At 70.7% G+C, this 16,331-nt stretch carries 13 protein-coding genes; 10 read left to right on the top strand and 3 right to left on the bottom strand.

Annotated features, from left to right (window positions below):
- Positions 1-188: 188 nt before the first annotated feature.
- Positions 189-2,330 carry a DUF222 domain-containing protein gene (locus tag ACFWPA_RS13975; protein ID WP_378570558.1) on the top strand — a complete coding sequence of 714 codons (2,142 nt, stop codon included), beginning with the start codon at positions 189-191 and terminating at the stop codon, positions 2,328-2,330.
- Positions 2,331-2,422: 92 nt separating this feature from the next.
- Here the strand turns inward: ACFWPA_RS13975 and ACFWPA_RS13970 are convergent, their stop codons facing one another.
- Together ACFWPA_RS13970 and ACFWPA_RS13965 are read right to left on the bottom strand one after the other, a co-directional pair.
- On the bottom strand, positions 2,423-3,064 hold the full coding sequence (locus ACFWPA_RS13970) for a DUF4352 domain-containing protein (RefSeq protein ID WP_378570556.1): 642 nt from the start codon (positions 3,062-3,064) through the stop codon (positions 2,423-2,425).
- Positions 3,065-3,105: 41 nt separating this feature from the next.
- Positions 3,106-3,573 (bottom strand): hypothetical protein, encoded by a 468-nt coding sequence (locus ACFWPA_RS13965; protein ID WP_378508309.1) that lies wholly within the window; start codon positions 3,571-3,573, stop codon positions 3,106-3,108.
- A 197-nt stretch (positions 3,574-3,770) separates the two neighbouring features.
- On the opposite strand from ACFWPA_RS13965, the gene ACFWPA_RS13960 reads away from it, so the two are divergent.
- The 6 genes from ACFWPA_RS13960 to ACFWPA_RS13935 all read left to right on the top strand — a co-directional run bounded on the left by ACFWPA_RS13960 (position 3,771) and on the right by ACFWPA_RS13935 (position 12,108).
- Entirely contained in the window at positions 3,771-6,947 is a 3,177-nt protein-coding gene (locus ACFWPA_RS13960) for a type I restriction endonuclease subunit R (RefSeq protein WP_378570565.1), read from the top strand.
- Positions 6,948-7,034: 87 nt separating this feature from the next.
- Entirely contained in the window at positions 7,035-7,982 is a 948-nt protein-coding gene (locus ACFWPA_RS13955; protein ID WP_378570554.1) for an STM4015 family protein, read from the top strand.
- A complete protein-coding gene (locus ACFWPA_RS13950) occupies positions 7,979-9,073 on the top strand; it encodes an STM4014 family protein (protein WP_378570552.1) in 1,095 nt (364 codons plus the stop codon). Before ACFWPA_RS13955 ends, ACFWPA_RS13950 begins: the two co-directional genes overlap by 4 nt.
- Complete coding sequence (locus ACFWPA_RS13945; RefSeq protein WP_378570550.1) at positions 9,060-9,911, top strand: STM4013/SEN3800 family hydrolase; 852 nt, start codon at positions 9,060-9,062, stop codon at positions 9,909-9,911. The genes ACFWPA_RS13950 and ACFWPA_RS13945 overlap by 14 nt, the downstream gene beginning before the upstream one ends.
- The gene (locus ACFWPA_RS13940) at positions 9,908-11,239 is read left to right on the top strand and encodes an STM4012 family radical SAM protein (protein ID WP_378570548.1); all 1,332 of its coding nucleotides are present in this window, start codon (positions 9,908-9,910) and stop codon (positions 11,237-11,239) included. The genes ACFWPA_RS13945 and ACFWPA_RS13940 overlap by 4 nt, the downstream gene beginning before the upstream one ends.
- A 2-nt stretch (positions 11,240-11,241) precedes the next feature.
- Positions 11,242-12,108 (top strand): STM4011 family radical SAM protein, encoded by an 867-nt coding sequence (locus ACFWPA_RS13935; RefSeq protein WP_378508314.1) that lies wholly within the window; start codon positions 11,242-11,244, stop codon positions 12,106-12,108.
- A gap of 26 nt (positions 12,109-12,134) precedes the next feature.
- Here ACFWPA_RS13935 and ACFWPA_RS13930 read toward each other — a convergent pair whose 3' ends face one another.
- Entirely contained in the window at positions 12,135-13,715 is a 1,581-nt protein-coding gene (locus ACFWPA_RS13930; protein WP_378570546.1) for an MFS transporter, read from the bottom strand.
- A 126-nt stretch (positions 13,716-13,841) separates the two neighbouring features.
- Here ACFWPA_RS13930 and ACFWPA_RS13925 point away from each other — a divergent pair, with 126 nt between their 5' ends.
- The 3 genes from ACFWPA_RS13925 to ybeY all read left to right on the top strand — a co-directional run bounded on the left by ACFWPA_RS13925 (position 13,842) and on the right by ybeY (position 16,324).
- Entirely contained in the window at positions 13,842-14,501 is a 660-nt protein-coding gene (locus tag ACFWPA_RS13925) for a TetR/AcrR family transcriptional regulator (RefSeq protein ID WP_378570545.1), read from the top strand.
- Positions 14,502-14,622: 121 nt separating this feature from the next.
- Positions 14,623-15,699 carry a PhoH family protein gene (locus ACFWPA_RS13920; protein WP_378570543.1) on the top strand — a complete coding sequence of 359 codons (1,077 nt, stop codon included), beginning with the start codon at positions 14,623-14,625 and terminating at the stop codon, positions 15,697-15,699.
- Between the two features lie 85 nt (positions 15,700-15,784).
- Positions 15,785-16,324, top strand: coding sequence for an rRNA maturation RNase YbeY (gene ybeY, locus ACFWPA_RS13915; RefSeq protein WP_378508318.1), 540 nt, complete (start codon positions 15,785-15,787; stop codon positions 16,322-16,324).
- The last annotated feature ends 7 nt before the right edge of the window (positions 16,325-16,331 follow it).

Here is a 16,331-nt window from a genome sequence, read left to right as displayed (position 1 = left end):
CTACGCGATGGCCCGTCCTTGCTACGGGACCGACACGCGGCCGATCCTGCAGGTCAGGGTCTCACCCGATTCCCACCACCCCAGGGGACTCTCCCTCGACGGGCGGCATCGTACGGTGACCATCACCGAGCTGATCGGGTAGCGCCGAACCCTGGCCATTGCCTTCGAACGCGCGTACGATAGAACCCATGTTCGAGTCGGGGGGTTCGGGGCAGGCGGGGGTGACGTCGATGGATCCGTCGATGGAAACGGAGGCTCCCGGCATCCTCTCTGGTGTCCCGGACATCGAATGGACTGCGGTGCTGCGAGATCGGCACGCCGGGATTGCCCGCGCCCAGTTCCTCGAGGTCGACGCGGTGGCGTCGGTGTACTTGGCGCGGTGCGCGGACGATGCCCGTCGAGGCTGCAACGAGGCGTTCCAGGGCGAGTTCGCGCACGTCGAGGTCGGCGTGATGCTGACGGTCACCGAGCCGGTGGCGCGGCGGTGGATCGGGTTGGGCCTTGACCTGCGATGGCGACTGCACGCGACGTCGGAGGCGTTCGCGTCGGGCCGCATTGATCAGGCTCGGGCCCAGGCCATTTCGGATGCGATGGCCAATGTGTCCGCCGACAAGGTGGAGCTGGTGGAGCAGCTCCTCCTGAACGGGATCGACGGGGCGACCACGTCGATGATCCGCCGTGCGGCCCGGCGCCTGATCGCCCGGCACGATCCGGAAGGCGCGAAGGCGCGGCGCGAGCAGGGCGAGGCCGACCGGGACATGCGCTTCTACGCGAACGACGACGGAACCTGCACGGTGGAGGGCACCCTGCCCGGCCCGGCGGGCCAGCTGGTGGCGATGCGGCTGCGGAAGATGTCGTTCGAGGTCTGCGCGGGAGACCCACGCACCTTGGCGCAGCGCCGGGCCGACGCGCTGGTCGCGTTGGCGGATGGATCCGGTTGGCTGCGCTGCCTCTGCGGTCGCGCGGACTGCGCGCAGCTCGGGAGTTCGCAGCCGCCGCAGGACGGGCCCCGGCCGGACGGGCCCGCGGCGGCCACGGCCAGCGACTCGGCGCGGGTGGCCAGCAACGATCACGACGGCGCGGACGGCGAGAGCAGCGTGTGTGCCGCGGCCGATGATGCGGGGGATGGTGCCTGTGCGGACGGTGATGCCGCGGACGGTGGCGATGCCTACCGTGGTGCTGTTGACGGGAGCGGTGCGCGCGGCGCCGGCGCGGTGGAAACGGTCGTCGACGATCGAAGCGGTGCGGCCATGCGGCCGCTGCCGCCCACGACCATTCACGTCGGGGTGAACCTGACGACGCTGCTCGGGCTCGACGACCTGCCCGGCTTCCTCGCCGGGCACGGGTGGATCGACGCCGATCTCGCCAGGGACCTCGCGGCGGACGGCACCTGGCGGAAGGTACTCACCCTCACCGACGCGGACCGTGAGGCGCTGCTCGACGCGCTGTGCGGACACACCGGGCACGGCGGCGCGCCCGGCAACGAGACGGAAGACGACCGCTCCGACGGGGCGTGGTTGTCGAAGCGGCGATCCGGCACCCTCCCGCACGGAACGATCCTCGGCGTCGGCCGCGCACTGTCGGCCGCGGGGATCACCCCGGCGGCGATCCGGGAACACAGCCAACGCAGACGCGACCAGTTGACCTACCGCCCGACCCATCGGCTGGCGGAGATCGTCCGCGCCAGGGACGGCGGCTGCCGATTCCCGGGATGCGGCGTTCGCGCCGCCGCCTGCGACATCGACCACACGATCCCGTTCGACCACGCCAACCCCGAATCCGGCGGTTGGACCGTCGAACAGAACCTGGCCTGCCTCTGCCGGCGGCACCACCGCCTCAAGACAATCGGGCGATGGACCGTGCGGCAGATCGGCAGCGGTCGCCTCGAATGGACCTCCCCGGCGAGGGAACTCGTCATCACCGAACCGGCAGGCGAGTTCAGCACCGACGACACCGACCACGGGGTCGAGGCCGGTATCGCAGACCGCGGCGAGCCAGCATGGAACGAACCGGCATTCGATGAGTCGGATTCGGGTGAGCCGGATTCGAGTGACTCGGCATCGAGCGGGGCGGGCTCGGAAACCACACTGGTCGGTGCGGCCTCCGATGCCGAGATCGCGGAGCGCCTGGGTGTCACGCTCACCGACCGGGACACCATCGCGCGGCTCTTCGATCCATCACACGGCAGGGGAGTGGAAGCCGACCTGGCGTACATCCTCGACTGCCACCCCGCAGCGCCGCCGGTGGACGGTCATCCAGGCAGCACCGAGGCAACCAGTGGCGACGGGTCGGGCACGTGCGCCGTCGAGGACGAACCGCCGCCCTTCTGAACTCCACGGACGAGCGGGTCATCGGCAAGCTGACAGTGGCGACGCAGGGGGCGGTGGGCACCCCTCATGCCCACCGCCTCGTGCGAGATCAACTACTGCAGTGCCACTTCCACCCCGCCGGAGAACATCGAGTCGTGCAGCTCCATCGACGCGGGAACCGCGTCGGCTGGCATGTCGTAGACCACCTTCAACGTCACCGCATTGCCGGGATTGATCTCGTCCCAGAACGCGACGTCGGTATCGAGGTTCAGTCCGGCCGACGTGTCCGCGCTGAACTCGCGGCCCTGCGTGTCGAACAGCTTCTGGTCGCCGGGGCTGACACCCTTCGGCTCTCCGGAGGTGTTCAGCACCGTCATCGTGACGACCACGAACTGTCCCTGGGCTTGCTTCTCCAGGTACGGGTTGTCCCCGAGTGAGGACAGTCCGGTCTCGACGTTCGTCACGGTGAACTCGAACTTGCCGTCCCGCACCGGACTACCGATCCCGGCGTCCGGGGTCTCCGAGGCTTCGGGGGCCGCCGCGGCGGGGCCGGGCTCGCCGGACGCCACGGTCGGCGCGGCAGGTGCCGGGGTCGTCGCGTCCTTGTCACCGCCGCCTGCGACACCGGCGATCACGAGCACCGCGGCGATTGCGCCGACGATCCACGGCCACTTCCTGGTCTTCTTCGGCGGCGCTGCCGGTGCTCCGGGCGTTGGGTACTGCGGGGCGGGGCCGGGCCCCTGGGGTGCGGACATGATGTGGCCTTTCGGTGAAGGAGAAGTCGCAAGAACCGGAATCAGGTCGCGACGAGGAACAGCAGGCCTGCCTCGGCCTGCGGTGCGGAGACGACGACGGCCCCGAGGTCGCCGACCGTCACCCGATAGCTGTCGTGGCCGCGGGGGACGCCCGCGACCGAGAAGCCGTAGGCGTGCCCACCGTCGACGGGGGTGTCGGTGTCGACGCGGCCCGTCGCGAGCTGCGTGCCCGCCCCGTCCCGCACGACAACCTCGGCGCCTGGTGCCACCCCGCCGGAGCAGTCGCCGTCGACGGTGTCGTCGGCGGCCGTGGTCGGCCCCGTCGCCACCTGCCCGGTCAACTCGAACGGGCGCCCGTCCGGCCGATTCGCGTGATCGATCGCGAACGCGAGCCCGGCCAGCGCGACGCACCCGACCACTCCGGCCGCGATCCGCACCGCCAATGCGGCGCGGGAGATCCGGTCGGGGAAATCCCCGGTGCCCGGATCCGGTGCGTCGAGGTGATCCATCACGGCTGCTCCTGACGTGTGCTGGTGGTGTGCCGCAATCGTGGCGACCAAACAGGCAATCAGGAAGCGGGACAGTGATAAGGGGGGTTATCGACCGAAGGTAGCGTCGGCGTCCAGCGGGGCTGCGATCGTGCGCTCGGCGGAGGTAAACGCCGCACCGCCCATCTACATTGATCAGCATGAGTGAGGGAGCAGGCATGGCGGAGCAGGGCCTGACCGAGGCCGAATGGGAACATCTCGCCCTCGAAACGCTCGGCGAACTGGGCTGGAAGCCGATGCCGGGTGCGGAGATCGCGCCGGGCACCGGTGCGCGGGCCGGTTGGGACGACCTGCTCCTCGCCCCGCGGCTGCGGGCGGCGATCGCCGAACTCAACCCCGAGCTGCCCGCCCATGTCGTCGATCAGGCGGCGGCGATCGTCGCGACCGCAGGCTCGATGGACGCGCTCGCCGAGAACCACACCGTGCACGGGTACCTCGTCGAGGGCCTCCGCAAGGTCACCTACACCGACGACGCGGGCGCCGAGGTCACCCCGACGATCCGGCTGGTGTCCACCCATCCCGACGACAACGACTGGCTCGCGGTCAGCCAGGTCACCGTCCGCCGCGGAGACCATCACCGCAGGTTCGACGTCGTGCTGTACCTCAACGGAATGCCGGTCGGCATCATCGAACTCAAACGGGCGGGCAGCGAACACGCCGGTCTGATGGAGGCGCACGCCCAGCTGTGCACCTACGTCGCCGAGTTCCCGCTCGCGTTCCGGTTCGCCGTCTTCACGCTGGTGTCCGACGGGATCACCGCCAGGTACGGCACCCCGTTCACCGCCTACAACCACTTCTCGCCGTGGAACGTCGACGACGACGGTGCACCCGTCGCCGCCACCGCCGCCTCGGCGATGGAGGTTGCGATGTTCGGCCTCTACAACCAGGAACGATTCCTGCAGCTGCTGCGCAACTTCACCGCGTTCGACAAGGGCGAGCACGGCCTGGTCAAGCGGATCGCCAAGCCGCACCAGTACTTCGCGGTCACCAAGGCCGTCGCGTCAACGGTGCATGCCGTCGAATCCGACGGGAAGGCGGGCGTCGTCTGGCACACCCAGGGCTCCGGCAAGTCGATGGAGATGGAACTCTATGCCGCCCAGGTGATCCGGCACCCCAAGCTGGCCAACCCGACGATCGTGGTGATCACCGACCGCACCGAACTCGACGGCCAGCTGTACGAGACGTTCGCGCGCTCGCAGCTGCTTCCCGAGCAACCGCGACAGATCGGACGCAGGGAGGAACTGCGCGGTGAACTGTCCGGCCGCACCACCGGCGGCATCTACTTCACCACCCTGCAGAAGTTCGGGAGGACGAAGGAGGAGCGGGACTCCGGTGCCGCGCATCCACTGCTGTCGAGCCGGCGCAACATCATCGTCGTGGTCGACGAGGCGCACCGCAGCCACTACGACAACCTCGACGGCTACGCCCGACACCTGCGCGATGCCCTGCCGCACGCCGCGCTGATCGCGTTCACCGGCACCCCGGTCTCCTTCGAGGACCGCAACACCCGCGACGTGTTCGGTGACTACATCGACGTCTATGACCTGACCCGGGCCGTCGAGGACGGCGCAACGGTCCCCGTCCACTTCGAGAGTCGGCTGGTCAAGGTCGCGTTCGCCGACGGGGTCAGCGAGTCGGACCTCGACGCGACCGCCGACGAGGTGACCGTCGGCCTCGACGACACCGAACGGGAACGGATCGAGCGCAGCGTCGCGGTCGTCAACGCCGTCTACGGGGCGCCAGCCCGCCTCGACCAGCTGGCGCGGGACCTGGTGACGCACTGGGAGACCCGACGCGCGGCGATGAGCGAGTTCGTCGGGTCGACCGAGAACCCCACCGCGCCGGGCAAGGCGATGATCGTCGGCGGCACCAGGGAGATCTGCGCGAACCTGTACTCACGGATCGTCGCGCTGCGCCCCGACTGGCATTCCGACGACCTCGACAAGGGCCGGATCAAGGTCGTCTACTCCGGCACCGCTGCCGATCAGCCGCCGATCAGCGACCACGTGCGACGCGACTCGGCGAACGCGGTGATCAAGAAGCGGCTCAAGGACATCGACGACGAACTCGAACTGGTCATCGTCAAGGACATGATGCTCACCGGCTTCGATGCGCCGCCGCTGCACACGATGTACCTGGACCGGCCGCTCAAGGGTGCACTGCTGATGCAGGCGCTCGCGCGGGTGAACCGCACCTTCCGCGGCAAGCAGGACGGGCTGCTCGTCGCGTACGCGCCGGTCGCCGACAACCTCGCCGCGGCGCTGGCCGAGTACACCGAATCCGACCGGCAGAGCAGGCCGCTCGGCCGCGACATCGACGCGGCGATCGACACCGCGAAGAACCTGCTCACGAAGCTCGGGAACATCCTGCACGGGTACGACTGGAAGGTGAAGCTCCGCGAACCCGGCCCGCAGTCGTACGTTCGCGCGGCGCTCGGCGCCGTCGACCACCTGCGGGACCCCCGGAACCCGGAGAACCAGGTCGGGGAGGGGCAGGAGACGCTCGCCGCCCGGTACCGGATGTTCTCGTCGCAGCTGTCCCGGATGTGGGCGATCTGCGGGAGCCGGGAGGAACTGCGCGGGCAGGTCGGCGACGCGAAGTTCTTCGAGGAGGTCCGCGTCTACATGGCCAAGTTCGACGCCGAGGATCGGGCGGCGCGCGGCCAGGTGATCCCCGAGGACGTCGAGCGGGCGCTGCGGACGCTGATGGCAGCGTCGGTGGAATCCGGTGACGTGCTCGACATCTATGCCGCGGCGGGGATGCCGAAGCCGGCGCTGTCGGAGATCAACGTCGAGTTCATCACCCGCACCCAGCAGGCCCGCAACCCCAACCTCGCGATCGAGGCGCTGCGCACGCTGATCAACGAGGAGTCGCGAAAGGCCGCTCGGCACAACATTGTCCGCCAGCGGGCCTTCTCGGCCCGGTTGCAGGAACTGATGCGCAAGTACACCAACAGTCAGCTCACCTCCGCCGAGGTGATCGCGGCGATGGTGGAGATGGCGCAGGAGGTTGCCAGGGAGGCCGACCGCGGGAAGCGTTTCGATCCGCCGCTCGGGGTGGATGAACTCGCCTTCTACGACGCGGTCAGCCAGAACCCGTCCGCCGTCGAGCAGCAGGGGGAGGGCAAGCTCGCCGACATCGCCCGTGACCTGGTCGCCGTGATGCGCCGCGACATCAGGACCGACTGGACCCAACGCGACGACGTGAAGGCGAAGCTGCGCTCGCAGATCAAGCGGCTGCTGGTCCGGCACGGCTACCCGCCGGACCAGCAGCCCGCCGCGATCAAACTCGTCCTCGAGCAGATGGAGATGATCGCGCCCGACATGGCGGCCTGACCGGGGAGCCCGAGTGCGGTGTCGGCGGCGGTGTCGGCTCGCTCCGGCATACTGGCCGCCGACCCCACGAGCACCCAGGAGCGCACGGTGATCAGCACGCTGCAGGACCAGTTCCACGGCCGTCCCGTCGTCGAGTTTCCCATCGACGGGACACCCGTTCCCGCGCCATCCGGTCCGGTGGCCTGGCGAATCTCGGTGCCCACGTACGACACCGAGATCGAGTGGCCGGAGGCGTTCGCGACGTTTCGTACCGCGGTCGACCCGTCGTCCGTGCAGGCCATCGTCGTAGGGGGCTGGTCCGAGCCGTACGAGACCAGTTCGGCGGGCGTGGTGGCGGCACTCGTCGCCGCGGCCGACGAGCTCCCCGCGTTGCGGGCACTGTTCCTGGGGGACATGACCTTCGAGGACTGCGAGATCTCGTGGATCGTGCAGTCCGACGTCACCGCCCTCCTCACGGCCTTCCCGCGGCTGGAGCACCTGGGGGTGCGGGGCGGCAATCAGCTGGAACTGAGCCCGGTGCGGCACCAGCACCTGCGCAGCCTGACGATCGAATCGGGCGGACTGCCCGGCGACGTGGTCCGGGCGGTGGCCGCGTCGGACCTGCCCGCACTCACCGACCTGGAGCTGTGGCTCGGTGACGAGAACTACGGGGCCGATTCGACCGTCGACGATCTCGCCCCGATCCTCGCCGGCGATCGGCTTCCCGGCCTCACGCGCCTCGCGCTGGTGAACTGCGAGTATCAGAACGACACCGCCGCCGCGGTCGCGGCGGCGGCGATCGTGCCGCGGCTGCGGCACCTGGACCTGTCGAAGGGCATCCTCCAGGACGAGGGCGCCGAGGCACTGCTCGCCGGGCAGTCCCTCACCCATCTCGAATCCCTGGACCTGCACCACAACTATCTGACCGACGACATGCGCGACCGGATCCGGGCGGTCTTCGCGTCGTCAGGCACGGACCTGAACCTCGACGGCGGCGACGCCGATGAGGATGAGTACGACGGCACCATCTACCGGTCGGTCGCGGTCGGCGAATGACCCGTCCCCGCCTCGCGGTCGTGGGCAACTCGGAGAACCGGCGCGTCACGCTGTTCCTCGCCGCCGCGGCTCGCTCCGGTCTCCCCGCCCCTCGGGTGGTGCCCTGGCGCGACGTACTCACCACGGGCGGCGCACGATTCGAGCCCGACGAGGTGGTGCGCCTCGACTCGCCCGGCGAGAACCCCGACGTCGACGCGTTGCTCCGCGGTCCCGGCGACCCGACCCGGATCGGGGGCGGCCCGCGGTGGTACGCCGCGCTGACGGCCGCCGTCGGGACGCTGCGGGGCGGGCGACTGCTGACCGACCCGGACGATCTGGCGGTGTTGTTCGACAAGCGGCGCTGCCACGGCGTCCTCGCGGACGCCGGTGTGCCGGTGCCGGTGTCGCCGACCTCCGGTGATGGCGCCCCGGTGCCGCGAGACTGGTCTGAGGTGCGGGACCTGGCGGTCGCGGCGGGGCTGCGGCGGTTCTTCGTCAAGCCGGCGCACGGCTCGTCCGCGGCCGGGGTGGTGGCGGTGGAGATCGGTTCCGGCGGCCGGGTGCAGGCCCGCAGCAGCGTGGAGATCGCCGCGGACGGGGTGCACAACTCGCTGCGCGTGCGTCGGTACACGGGCGACGACGCGGTCGGCGCCGTCGTCGACGCGGTGGCCGGGGAGACACTGCACATCGAGGCGTGGCTGCCGAAGCCGTCGGCCGCCGGTGGCGTCGCCGACCTGCGGGTGGTGGTGGTCGCCGGACGGGCGACCCACGCGGTACTCCGCATCAGCGGTCACCCGATGACCAACCTGCACCTGGGCGGGCGACGCGGCGACCTGGAGAGTGCGCGGTCCGGTTTCGAGTCCGTGGGCTACGGCTGGGACCGGGCGCTGGCCGTCGCGGAGTCGGCGGCCGCCTGCTTCCCCCGCACCCTGTGCGTCGGTGTGGACCTGCTGCCCGCCGCGGGCTGGCGCGGCGCCGCGGTTGGCGAGGTGAACGCCTTCGGCGACCTGCTTCCCGGCCTGGCCGGGCTTCCAGGTCGCGCCGACGGACTCGACACCTACGCGGCGCAGGTGGCCGCACTCGACGAATGGATCGACGATGCCGCAGCGTGAGATGACACAGCGTGAGACGACACAGCCCGACATGAACACGGTCGTCGGCTCCGACGACATTCTGATGGTCACCCTCGACACGCTGCGCTACGACGTGGCGTGCGAGCTCGCGGCGGCCGGGCGGATCCCGAACCTGGCGCGGCACCTGCCCGGCGGTCGGTGGGAACAGCGGCACGCCCCCGGCAGCTTCACGTACGCCTCGCACCAGGCGATGTTCGCCGGGTTCCTGCCGACCCCGGTGGGACAGGGCCCGCACCCGCGGCTGTTCGCGGCCGAGTTCGGTGGCAGTGAATCCACCGCGGCCGGGACCTTCGTGTTCCCGGAGGCGAATATCGTTGCGGGCCTTGCCTCCGTGGGCTACCACACGGCATGCATCGGTGGTGTCGGCTTCTTCAACCGCCGGGGGGCGCTTGGCTCGGTGCTGCCCGACCTGTTCGCCGAGGCGCACTGGTCGCCCGACCTCGGGGTGACCTCGCCGACGTCGTTCGAGGCGCAGACGGACCTCGCGGCCCGGATCGTCGACCGGCTGCCTGCCAGCCAACGGCTGTTCCTGTTCGTCAACGTCTCGGCGCTGCACCAGCCGAACTGGTTCCATGCCGACGGCGCCACAGCGGCCGCCGGGGACACCCGGGCCACGCACGCGGCGGCGCTGGAGTACGTGGACCGGCACATCGGCCGGCTGTTCGACGTGGTGTCGAGCCGGCGCCGGTGCTTCGCGATCGTGTGCTCGGATCACGGCACGACGTACGGCGAGGACGGCTACACCGGTCACCGGCTCGGCCACCCCGCGGTGTGGACGGTGCCGTACGCCCATTTCTTCCTGGAGGGACCCCGATGACCGCCGTTGCAGTGGAATACGTTGCGCCATACCAGAATTACGTGTACGCCTACCCGCACAAGACCGCCTACCGTCCGCTTGACCCGCGCCCGGCGCTGACCGAGTTGTGGGCGGACGAACCGCAGGACGCGCTGTCGCTGTACCTGCACATCCCGTTCTGCGAGGTGCGGTGCGGGTTCTGCAATCTCTTCACCCGGGTCGGCGCCCCGGACGAGCTGACCACCCGCTACCTCGACGCCCTCGAACGGCAGTCCGCGGCGGTGCGCGAGTCGCTAGCGTCGTCGGCCCGGTTCGCGACGGCGGCGTTCGGCGGCGGGACCCCCACGTACCTGACCGCGGCGGAGCTGGGCCGGCTGTGCGACATCGCGGAGGGAATGGGTGCCGACCTGCGGGCGGTGCCCCTGTCGGTGGAGGCGTCGCCGGCGACCGCCACCGCCGACCGGCTCGCGGTCCTCGCGGACCGCGGCGCCACCCGGCTCAGCCTCGGCGTGCAGAGCTTCGACGACATCGAGGCCCGCGCCGCCGTCCGGCCGCAGCGCCGCGCCGACGTCGAGGCCGCATTGCAACGGGTCCGGGACGTTGCCATCCCCGTCCTCAACATCGACCTGATCTACGGGATCGACGGGCAGACACCGGAGTCGTGGGCCGCGTCCCTCGACGCCGCGCTGGCCTGGCGACCCGAGGAGCTGTACCTGTACCCGCTGTACGTGCGGCCACTGACCGGGCTGGCCCGGCGTCGCGTCGGTCCCGATCCGGAGTGGGACGCGCACCGCATGGATCTGTACCGCCGGGGCCGCGATCATCTGCTGGCCGCCGGGTATGTGCAGGAGTCGATGCGGATGTTCCGGCGCGCCGACGCCCCCGATACCGGTCCGAACGACCACGCCTGCCAGACCGACGGCATGATCGGACTCGGGTGCGGCGCCCGGTCATACACCAGGGATTTGCACTACTCGTTCGACTATGCGGTCGGCGCACACGAGGTGCGGGCCATCATCGACGACTACGTGGCGACCCCGGCCGGAGACTTCCGTCGTGCCGTCGTCGGCCACCAGATGACCGGTGACGAGGCGCGGCGCAGGCACCTGCTGCAGTCCGTGCTGCAGGCGGCGGGAATGCCGGTGGCGGACTACCGGTCCCGCTTCGGCGCAGCCCCGGCCGAGCACTTCGGTGACGAACTCGGCCGCTGGGCGGGTCGCGGTTGGCTTCTCGACGACGGCGACCGGCTCCGCCTGACCGAGGAGGGCCTGGCGTACTCGGACGCCCTCGGGCCCGAATTGTTCTCCCCGCGGGTCCGGGCGGCGATGGCCGCGTACGAGGGTCGCTGACGATGCTGACGCTCTTGTACCGTGGGCCGCTCGCGTCGTGTGACTACGACTGCCCGTACTGCCCGTTCGCGAAGCGCCGGGACACGCCCGCCCAGTTGCGCGCCGACCGCGCCGCGCTGGACCGATTCTGCGGGTGGGTATCTGAGCAGGACGAGGACCTGTCGATCCTGTTCACGCCCTGGGGTGAGGGGCTGGTCCGGTCCTGGTACCGGCAGGCGCTGGTGACGCTGTCCCGGCTGCCGCAGGTGCGTCGGGTGGCGATCCAGACCAACCTGAGCTGCCGCACCGGATGGCTCGCGGACGCCGATCTGTCCGCACTAGCGCTGTGGTGCACGTACCACCCCGGGCAGACGCCGCACGACCGGTTCCTCACCAAGACACGCGAACTGACCGCGCTCGGGGTGCGGTTCAGTGTGGGCGTGGTCGGACTGCCGGAGCACCTGGACGCCGCCCGCCGACTGCGCACGGAGCTCCCGGACCCGGTGTACCTGTGGGTCAACGCCGCGGACGGGCACGAGTACACCGATGCGGACGCGGCCGACTGGGCCGCGCTCGACCCGCTCTTCGAGTACAGCAGGCATTCGCACCGGACCAGGGGCCGGGCATGCAGGACCGGGGAGACGGTGGTCTCCGTCGACGGTGACGGCACCGTTCGACGCTGCCACTTCGTCGCCGAGGTGCTCGGAAATCTGTACGACGGGTCCTACCGCGCAGCGCTGCGACCCCGGCCCTGCCCGCTGGCGGTGTGCGACTGCCACATTGGGTACGTGCACAGCGAGCAGCTCCCGCTGTACGACGTCTTCGCGGGCGGCGTGCTGGAACGGATCCCCGCCGAGCCGGTCCGGCTGCCGCACCCTCTGACGCGGTAGCGGACGGCGGCGGCGGAGCGAATCCCTCAGCGCCGCGCCCGGCCCGGCAGGATAACCGCGACGATCAGTGCCCCGACCGCCAGCGTCAGCCCGCCGACCAGGCTGGCCCCGCCGATGGCGTCGGCGAACGCGACGCCCGCCGCGTCCCGCAGCGGCTGCGCGAACGACGCCGCGATCGGGTTGGCGGCGAGTTCCTCGGCGACCAGTGTTGCGCCGCCGACGGATTCGCGGGACACCTCCATCGCGTAGTCGGCCTGCGCGGCCAGGTCCCCGGTCAGTGTCGGCAGCGGTGCGGAATCGATGAACCCGGCGATCGCGTCCTTGTAGCCCGCGGCGAGGACCGAGCCGAGGATCGCGATGCCGAGCGAGCCGCCGAGTTCGATGGCGGTGTCGTTCAATCCGCCCGCGGCGCCGAGATCATCGTCCGGGAAGCGGTCCATGATCGCGTCGGTGGCAGGCGGCTCGGCGAGGCCGATGCCCAGCCCGAGCAGCACCAGCGGCACCGCGAAATCGAGGTAGCCGGATCCGGCGTCGGCCCGGACCAGCAGCAGCACGCCCGCCGCGGCGATCGCCATGCCGCCGGCGATCACCCACCGGGTGCCGAGGCGCGGCGCGGCGCGACCCGACGCCAGCGCGCCGACCGACACCGCGGCCGCCAGCGGCAGCAGCCGGACCCCGGTCTCGAGGGGGCCGTAGCCGAGCACGAACTGGAACTGCTGGGCGAGGAAGTAGATCGCGCCGAACGCCGCGAGGAACAGCAGCAGCACCGCGAGGGTGGCGCCGCCGATCGCGCGGTCGCCGAGCCTGCGCACGTCGAGCAGCGGATGCCGATGCCGCAGCTCCCAGGCGACGAACGCGGCGAGGCCCGCTGCCGCGCCGACGCCGGCCGCCACCGGCCCTGCGGTCCACCCGAAGTGGAAGCCGTTGATGATCGCGTACACCAACGCCCCGATCGCGACCACCGACAGCAGCCCGCCGATCCAGTCGATCCGGCCCGCCCGCGCGGCCTTCGACGGCGGAACCAGGATCAGCGCGGCCACCGCGGCGAGCACCGCGATCGGCACGTTGATCAGGAACGTGGCGTTCCACGAGGAGGATTCGAGGATCCAGCCGGCCAGCAGCGGGCCGAGCGCGATGGCAAGGCCCGCGGTCGCCGCCCACGCCGCGATCGCGCGGGATCGTTCGGCGCGCGGAAAGGTCGCGACGAGCAGTGACAGCGTTGCGGGCATGATGATCGCCGCGCCGACACCCATCACGATGCGGGCGGCGATCACGGCGCCGGTGGTGTCGGCGAGGCTGCCGAACACCGCACCCCCGGCGAACACCAGCAGGCCGGTCAGCAGCGCCGCGCGGCGACCGTAGCGGTCCCCGATCACCCCGCACAGCAGCATCAGCGCCGCGTACGGGACGGTGTAGCCGTCGATCACCCACTGCAGCTGCGAGCTGGTCAGGGCGAGGTCGCGGGTCATGTCGGGGGCCGCGACGATCAGCGCGGTGTTCGCCATCACCACGATCAGCAGCGACAGGCACAGCACGCCGAGCGCCGCCCACCGCCGCGGGTAGGGGGTCTGGTCGTCGGTCACCGGGCGGGTGGCGACAAGCGTCATTTTCGGGCTCCGTTCACGAGGCACGACCTCATTTGCACACTGTTGTGCAAGTCAAGAACATTGCACACCGATGTGCAACATGTGTGTGTCGGGGATCACGCGGCGCGGTCGTGGAACACTGCTGAGGTGGACGACGGCGTGGACGGCGAGGGCACCGGGCGGCGGCGCGGCCGGGTCAGGGCGAACAGATCCCGCATCATCGAGGCCGCGATCGCCGAGTTCGCCGCCAACCCCGACGCCAGCATGGACGACGTCGCCAGGGCGGCCGGGGTGGTCCGCCGCACCGTCTACGGGCACTTCCCCAACCGGGAGGCGCTGGTCCAGGGCATCGCCGACGAGGCGTCCGCGGCGCTGGTCTCGCTGCTGGACGGGCTGCCCGACCTGCCCGACCGGCCGGACCTCACGACCGCGCTGCTTGCCCTGCTGAGCTGGCCGGTCGGCGACCGGTTTCGGGTGTTGCTCACCTTCGCGCGCAGGGAACTCGGCGAGGAACGCATCCGGGATCTGCTCGTGCCCGCCCGCGCGCCGAGCCTCGCGATCATCGAGCGCGGCCAGGCCGACGGGGTCTTCTCCCGCTATCTGCCCGCACCGGTCCTCGTCGCGCTGTCCGAGGCGATCGCGCTCGCGATGTTCGAGGAGGCCAACCGCGGCGCGGTCACCGACAGCGGCGAGTCGTTCGCGGTCGCGTCCCTCGTCCTGCTCGGCATCGCGCCGGAGCGGGCGGCGGCGATCGCCGACGAGGCGACGCGATGGCTGCGCGAGAGCAGCGCCGCATCCGGGCGCTGACCGCCGGTTACTCGGTGGGGCGACCCGTGCGGGCGCGATAGACTGCGAACGTCACCGCCGCCGGACCAGGGAAGCAGGCCATAGCAACCACGTGAGTGCAGACAGCGAAATGGGTGAGACCATGTCGTCCGCCGTATCCAGGTCTGATGGGTCCACGCGGGCGGTCGACGGTCGGCAGCGCCCCGCGCAGCGTTCCGTCCGCTCGAGCATGGAGATCCCGCCCGACGCGGTGCTGCCCCTGCTCGGATCCACCGACGAGAACCTCAAGGCGCTCGAACGGGCCCTCGCCGCCGACATCCACGTCCGCGGCAACAGCGTCACCCTCAGCGGGCGGGTCCCGGACGTCGCGCTCGCCGAACGGGTGATCACCGAGCTCGTCGCCGTCGTCGGCCGCGGCGGGACGCTGAACCCGGACGCGGTCCGGCGCAGCGTCGCGATGATGGCCGACGGCGTTGGGGAGTCGCCCGCCGAGGTGCTCAGCCTCGACATCCTGTCCCGGCGCGGCAAGACCATCCGGCCCAAGACCGTCAACCAGAAGCGGTACGTCGACGCGATCGACGCCAACACCATCGTGTTCGGCATCGGGCCCGCGGGCACCGGCAAGACCTACCTGGCGATGGCGAAGGCTGTGCAGGCGTTGCAGTCCAAGAACGTCAGCCGGATCATCCTGACCCGGCCCGCCGTCGAGGCGGGGGAGCGGCTCGGGTTCCTGCCCGGCACCCTGCACGAGAAGATCGACCCGTACCTGCGGCCGCTGCACGACGCGCTGCACGACATGATGGACCCCGAGGCCATCCCGAAGCTGATGCAGGCCGGGGTCATCGAGGTGGCGCCGCTGGCGTACATGCGGGGCCGAACGTTGAATGATGCATTCATCATTCTCGACGAGGCGCAGAACACCACCGCCGAGCAGATGAAGATGTTCCTCACCCGGCTCGGGTTCGGCTCGAAGATCGTGGTCACCGGCGACGTCACCCAGGTCGACCTGCCCGGCGGGCAGCGGTCCGGGCTGCGGGCGGCCGCCGACATCCTCACCGACATCGACGACATCCACTTCGCGGAACTGACCAGCGCCGACGTCGTCCGGCACCGGCTCGTCTCCGACATCGTCGACGCATACGAACGGTACGACGCGGAACGCTCCGACGACAACGGCAGGCCCGGCAACCGGGCAGCGCGGCGAGCCGCGTCGCGGTGACCCGCACCGACACCCGAACCGAACCCCCGGAACCGGAATTGAGTCCCCGCACAGCCGCCACCGCGGCACGAGGAGAGCAACACAGATGAGCATCGAGGTATCCAACGAGTCCGGAATGGACGTGTCCGAGGCGGAACTGGTCGACGTCGCCCGGTTCGCGATCTCCCGCATGGACGTGCATCCGGCGGCGGAGCTGTCGATGGTGCTCGTCGACCTGGACACGATGGCGGACCTGCACATGCGCTGGATGGACCTGCCCGGTCCGACCGATGTGATGTCGTTCCCGATGGACGAGCTCGAGCCCGGCGGACGGCCGGACGCGCCGGAGCCGGGTCCGGCGATGCTCGGCGACATCGTGCTGTGTCCGGCGTTCGCCGCCGACCAGGCCGCGAAGGCGGGCCACTCGACCGCGCACGAGCTGGCGCTGCTCACCGTGCACGGGGTCCTGCACCTGCTCGGCTACGACCACGCCGAGCCGGAGGAGGAGAAGGAGATGTTCGCGCTGCAGAACAGCCTGCTCGCCGAGTGGTACGAGGACGTGGCCCGGCGGCAGCGGGAGGCGGAACTCGCCGACCGGGACAGCCGCCTGCTCGGCAAGACCGGGTTCGTCGGGCCCGAGCAGTGACCCCGAG

It is taken from the genome of Rhodococcus sp. NPDC058505, assembly GCF_042720095.1.
Lineage (GTDB): Bacteria > Actinomycetota > Actinomycetes > Mycobacteriales > Mycobacteriaceae > Rhodococcus_G.
The sequence above is the reverse complement of the archived record's forward strand: the minus strand, read 5'-3'. Positions and strand labels throughout refer to the sequence as shown.